Annotated in this window: 4 protein-coding genes; 3 read left to right on the top strand and 1 reads right to left on the bottom strand. The window is 57.8% G+C overall.

Features of this window, described 5'->3' with window-relative positions; genetic code table 11:
• The first annotated feature begins 249 nt into the window (after positions 1–249).
• The 3 genes from ACXRVY_RS17555 (at position 250) to ACXRVY_RS17545 (ending at position 3857) form a co-directional block, all read left to right on the top strand.
• The gene (locus ACXRVY_RS17555) at positions 250–1836 is read left to right on the top strand and encodes an ABC-F family ATPase (RefSeq protein ID WP_458237861.1); all 1587 of its coding nucleotides are present in this window, start codon (positions 250–252) and stop codon (positions 1834–1836) included.
• A 241-nt stretch (positions 1837–2077) separates the two neighbouring features.
• A complete protein-coding gene (locus ACXRVY_RS17550; RefSeq protein ID WP_458237860.1) occupies positions 2078–3274 on the top strand; it encodes an MFS transporter in 1197 nt (398 codons plus the stop codon).
• A gap of 157 nt (positions 3275–3431) precedes the next feature.
• The gene (locus tag ACXRVY_RS17545; RefSeq protein ID WP_223458142.1) at positions 3432–3857 is read left to right on the top strand and encodes a tail fiber domain-containing protein; all 426 of its coding nucleotides are present in this window, start codon (positions 3432–3434) and stop codon (positions 3855–3857) included.
• Positions 3858–3867: 10 nt separating this feature from the next.
• On the opposite strand, the gene ACXRVY_RS17540 is transcribed toward ACXRVY_RS17545, so the two are convergent.
• Complete coding sequence (locus ACXRVY_RS17540) at positions 3868–4782, bottom strand: alpha/beta hydrolase family protein (RefSeq protein ID WP_458237859.1); 915 nt, start codon at positions 4780–4782, stop codon at positions 3868–3870.
• Positions 4783–4784: the final 2 nt, after the last annotated feature.

Genomic DNA, 4784 nt, shown 5'->3' with positions numbered 1-4784 from the left:
CTCAACGCCCTATCGTTTAAAGAGCCAGACCAGTACAATTGCCGCCAAACTTTACGCGCGACCCAGGTTGAGAGCGGGAAATCCCCTTTCAGCGCACATTGACTCGGGCCAAGCGCGCCACATGCTGCTGTCCACTTAATGCCAGATGGATCTTGCACTGCCGATCGGGATGAATGTCCCGGGGTCCGGACAGTGGAAACCGGTACTGCCGCAACCCTGGCTACTCTGAATGCTTCGCAGGAAAAACCTTTGATTTCTACAGCTAACATCACGATGCAGTTCGGCGCCAAGCCGCTCTTCGAAAACGTTTCGGTCAAGTTCAACGGTGGCAACCGTTACGGTCTGATCGGCGCCAACGGTTGCGGCAAGTCGACCTTCATGAAGATTCTCGGCAACGACCTCGAGCCGTCCGGCGGCCAGGTCATGCTGGAACCGAACGTGCGCCTGGGTAAATTGCGCCAGGACCAGTTCGCCTACGAAGAATTCACCGTGATCGACACCGTGATCATGGGTCACGAAGAGCTGTGGAAGGTCAAGGCCGAGCGCGACCGCATCTATTCGCTGCCGGAAATGAGCGAAGCAGACGGCATGGCCGTGGCCGAGCTGGAAACCGAATTCGCCGAAATGGACGGCTACACCGCTGAATCCCGCGCCGGCGAACTGCTGCTGGGCCTGGGTATTCCCCTGGAACAGCATTTCGGCCCGATGTCCGAAGTCGCTCCAGGCTGGAAACTGCGGGTATTGCTGGCCCAGGCACTGTTCTCCGATCCGGAAGTGCTGTTKCTCGACGAACCGACCAACCACCTGGACATCAACACCATCCGCTGGCTGGAAACGATCCTCAAGGCGCGTAACAGCACCATGATCATCATTTCCCACGACCGTCACTTCCTTAACAGCGTCTGCACCCACATGGCCGACCTGGACTACGGTGAGTTGCGCCTGTTCCCGGGCAACTACGACGAGTACATGACCGCGGCGACCCAGTCCCGTGAGCAACTGCTGTCGGACAACGCCAAGAAGAAAGCGCAGATCTCCGAACTGCAGACCTTCGTCAGCCGCTTCTCGGCCAACGCCTCGAAAGCCAAGCAGGCCACCTCCCGTGCCAAGCAGATCGACAAGATCCAGCTGGCCGAAGTCAAGCCATCGAGCCGCGTCAGCCCGTTCATCCGCTTCGAGCAAACCAAAAAGCTGCACCGCCAGGCCGTGACCATCGAGCAGATGTCCAAGGGCTTCGACGGCAAGACCCTGTTCAAGAACTTCAGCTTCACCGTCGAAGCCGGCGAGCGCGTGGCGATCATCGGCCCGAACGGTATCGGCAAGACCACCCTGCTGCGCACCCTGATGGGTGAGCTGACACCGGACGCCGGTTCCGTGAAATGGACCGAAAGCGCGGAGCTGGGCTACTACGCCCAGGACCACGCCCACGACTTCGAAGACGACGTCAGCCTGTTCGACTGGATGGGCCAGTGGACCCAGGGCGAGCAGATCATTCGCGGCACACTGGGCCGGATGCTGTTTTCCAACGACGAGATCCTCAAGTCGGTCAAGGTGATTTCCGGTGGTGAACAAGGTCGTATGCTGTTCGGCAAGCTGATCCTGCAAAAGCCGAACGTGCTGGTGATGGACGAACCGACCAACCACCTGGACATGGAATCCATCGAGTCGCTGAACCTGGCGCTGGAGAACTATCCGGGCACGCTGATCTTCGTCAGCCACGACCGTGAGTTCGTATCGTCCCTGGCCACCCGCATCATCGAGTTGAGCCCTAACGGCGTAACCGACTTCAGCGGCACCTACGACGATTACCTGCGCAGCCAGGGTGTGGTGTTCTAAGGGCAGCCACAAGCCTTTAGTTGCAAGCTTCAAGTGAAAAGCCCTGTCCTGGTGACGGGGCTTTTTGCATTCCGGGCCAAGGTTTCTTGTAGGTGCATAAATTATCGCGATCCGACTTGCTCGCGATGAGGCCATGAGGAACAGCGATAATGTCACGGCAAAAGTAGTTAGCCTGCTTTCTTTTATCCCAACGCCGCGCCATGATGCAGCTCTCCCAACCGCCGCCCGCGAACGAGCCCTCATGTCTGTGCAGCAAGTGTCTCCGCAAAGCTCCATGGCGATCACCCTGCAGATCGTCTCCATCGTCTTCTATACCTTCATCGCCTTCCTCTGTATCGGTTTGCCGATTGCGGTACTGCCGGGTTACGTCCACGAGCAGCTCGGGTTCAGCGCCATCGTGGCCGGGCTGACCATCGGCTCGCAATACCTCGCCACCCTGCTCAGCCGGCCCATGGCCGGGCGAATGTCCGACAGCGTAGGCACCAAGCGCGCAATCATTTATGGCCTGTCGGGGATTGTATTAAGCGGCGTGCTGACCTGGCTGTCGGTGTTGTTGCAAAGCTTGCCGCTGCTCAGCCTTCTAATCCTGCTCGTTGGCCGCCTGTTACTCGGCATCGCTCAGGGACTGATCGGCGTAGGCACCATCAGTTGGTGCATGGGTCAGGTAGGCGCTGAACACACCGCCCGGTCGATCTCCTGGAACGGCATCGCGTCCTATGGCGCCATTGCCATTGGTGCGCCCCTGGGCGTGGTGATGGTTCAGCAGCTGGGTTTCGCCAGCCTCGGCATTGCCCTGTCGCTGCTCGCCTTGGCCGCACTGCTGCTGATTCGCAACAAACCCTCGGTGCCGGTGGTACGCGGTGAACGTCTGCCGTTCCGGGCGGTGTTCGGGCGCATTGCGCCGTTTGGCGCGAGTCTGAGCCTGGCTTCCATCGGCTATGGCACCCTGACGACCTTTATTACCTTGTATTACGTCAATCGCGGGTGGACGGGGGCGGCATACTGCCTGACTGTGTTCGGCGTGTGTTTCATTCTGTCGCGCCTGCTGTTCATTTCCAGCATCAACCGCTTTGGTGGATTCACTTCAGCCATTGCCTRCATGTGCATCGAAACGGTTGGCCTGGTTTTGCTGTGGCTGGCCCCTTCGACCAGGTATGCATTGATCGGTGCAGGGCTGACCGGATTCGGCCTTTCGCTGGTGTACCCGGCGCTGGGTGTCGAGGCGATCAAACAGGTGCCTAATTCCAGTCGGGGTGCGGGTTTGAGTGCCTATGCCGTGTTTTTCGACCTGGCATTGGCAATTGCCGGCCCGCTGATGGGAGCGGTGGCGTTGAATCTTGGCTATCCATGGATTTTCTTTTTCGCGGCATTGCTGTCAGTGACAGGGTTGGGCCTGACATTGCTGCTATCGCGCCGAGCCGTCGGCATTGCAAGTTAAAACCAATCTAGAATAGTTACGGCTTGTTAAAACATTTCAAAATACATACAGAAGGCAATATCCAGTTTAACTTAATGCACAGTGCCATTATTGTTATAACTATTAATTTTGACAAAATCCAACGAGGTCGCCCCGATAACTAATAAAGGAACAAATAATGCGCATTCTGCCTCTAGCCCTTCTGGCACCCACTCTGATGCTTTCCCTTTACACCACTGCACAGGCGGAAAATACCGCCCAACAACAGATTTGCCACAACGGTAAATGCTGGGACCTTGGCGATATTGGCAGCGAATGCTGTCCATTCAGCGATGAAAAACTGAAAACCAATATCCAGCGCCTGGAAAGCCCGACGGAGAACCTTCTTAAACTTCGCGGTGTAACATTCAACTGGAAACAAAATGACAAAGCTGACATAGGCCTGATTGCCCAGGACGTCCAGAAAGTTTACCCACAGTTGGTGCGCACTGACAACGATCGCCTGCAAGTGGATTATCAGAAACTCGTCGCTCCGCTGATTGAATCGGTCCGTGAATTGAATGCCAGAGTTCAGACTCTGGAAACAGCCTTGGCTAACAAGTAACTCACTTCACCTATTGATCGGCAGTCTGCATCCCGGCCCGGGTTTCCCGACCCAGGGTGCGCGAGAAGAAACTTCCAGCCTCGGAAATCAGATTGCGGTGTATGTCTTGCCGATCGACGCCATCCGCATCGGTGCACAGCGCGGGCATGATCACGATCTGCTCGTCATTGCACGGCGCCATGAAGACGAAGTGCCCTGCCCCGGCCAGTAGCTTGAAGTCAGGCGCCGTCGGCAGTTTGCGCGCCAACGCCGCGGCGTTCTTGTCAAAGGCCACCAGTTTGTCGCCATCGCCGCTGTAAAGCAGTACCGGCACATGCACGTCGGCCAGAGTGTGGCGGCCGAATTTCAGGCTCAACGGCGCCATCAGCATCAAGGCGTGAACGCGAGGATCGGCCACCGGTTGCAGGTCGTCGCGGTCGACAATCAGTTCACCCTGGGTGTTGCAGGCATCGCGGTCATCCGGCCGCTCCTGGCAGTAACGCCGCAGGCGATCCAGATCCGGGGTGGCACCGGACAGAATCAATGCGGTCTCGCCACCGGCCGAGTAACCGATGACCCCCACTTGATCGGCATTGACGAACGGCGACAGCATACGGTCGCCCAAGGTGGCGGTAATGGCTTCGGAAATCTGGATCGGCCGGCCGTACAGGTTACTCAAAGTACCGAGACGACTGTGATCCCTGGAGTTGTCGCCGGGGTGAATCACTGCCACCACGACAAAACCTTTTCGCGCCAGCGACGTGGCGAGATCGTGCAAGGCCAGTGGAGTGCCGGTGTTACCGTGGGACAGCATCAGCATCGGGAACCGGCCAATGGCGATTTTGGTGTCCTCCCCGGCTTCGACGGTGTAACCCTCGAGCTTGCTGGTGTGCTCCCAATCACTGGACGGATAGAAGGCGATGGCGCGCATCGGCTGCAGGTCCAGTG

This window comes from Pseudomonas sp. P5_A2_2 (assembly GCF_054177685.1).
Note: the sequence above shows the minus strand (reverse complement) of the source record. Positions and strands in the feature narration are given on the sequence as shown.

Bases quoted from the DNA above. Each gene is read 5' to 3' on its own strand.
- ACXRVY_RS17545 (WP_223458142.1), top strand. From the start codon at position 3,432: ATGCGCATTCTGCCTCTAGCCCTTCTGGCACCCACTCTGATGCTTTCC.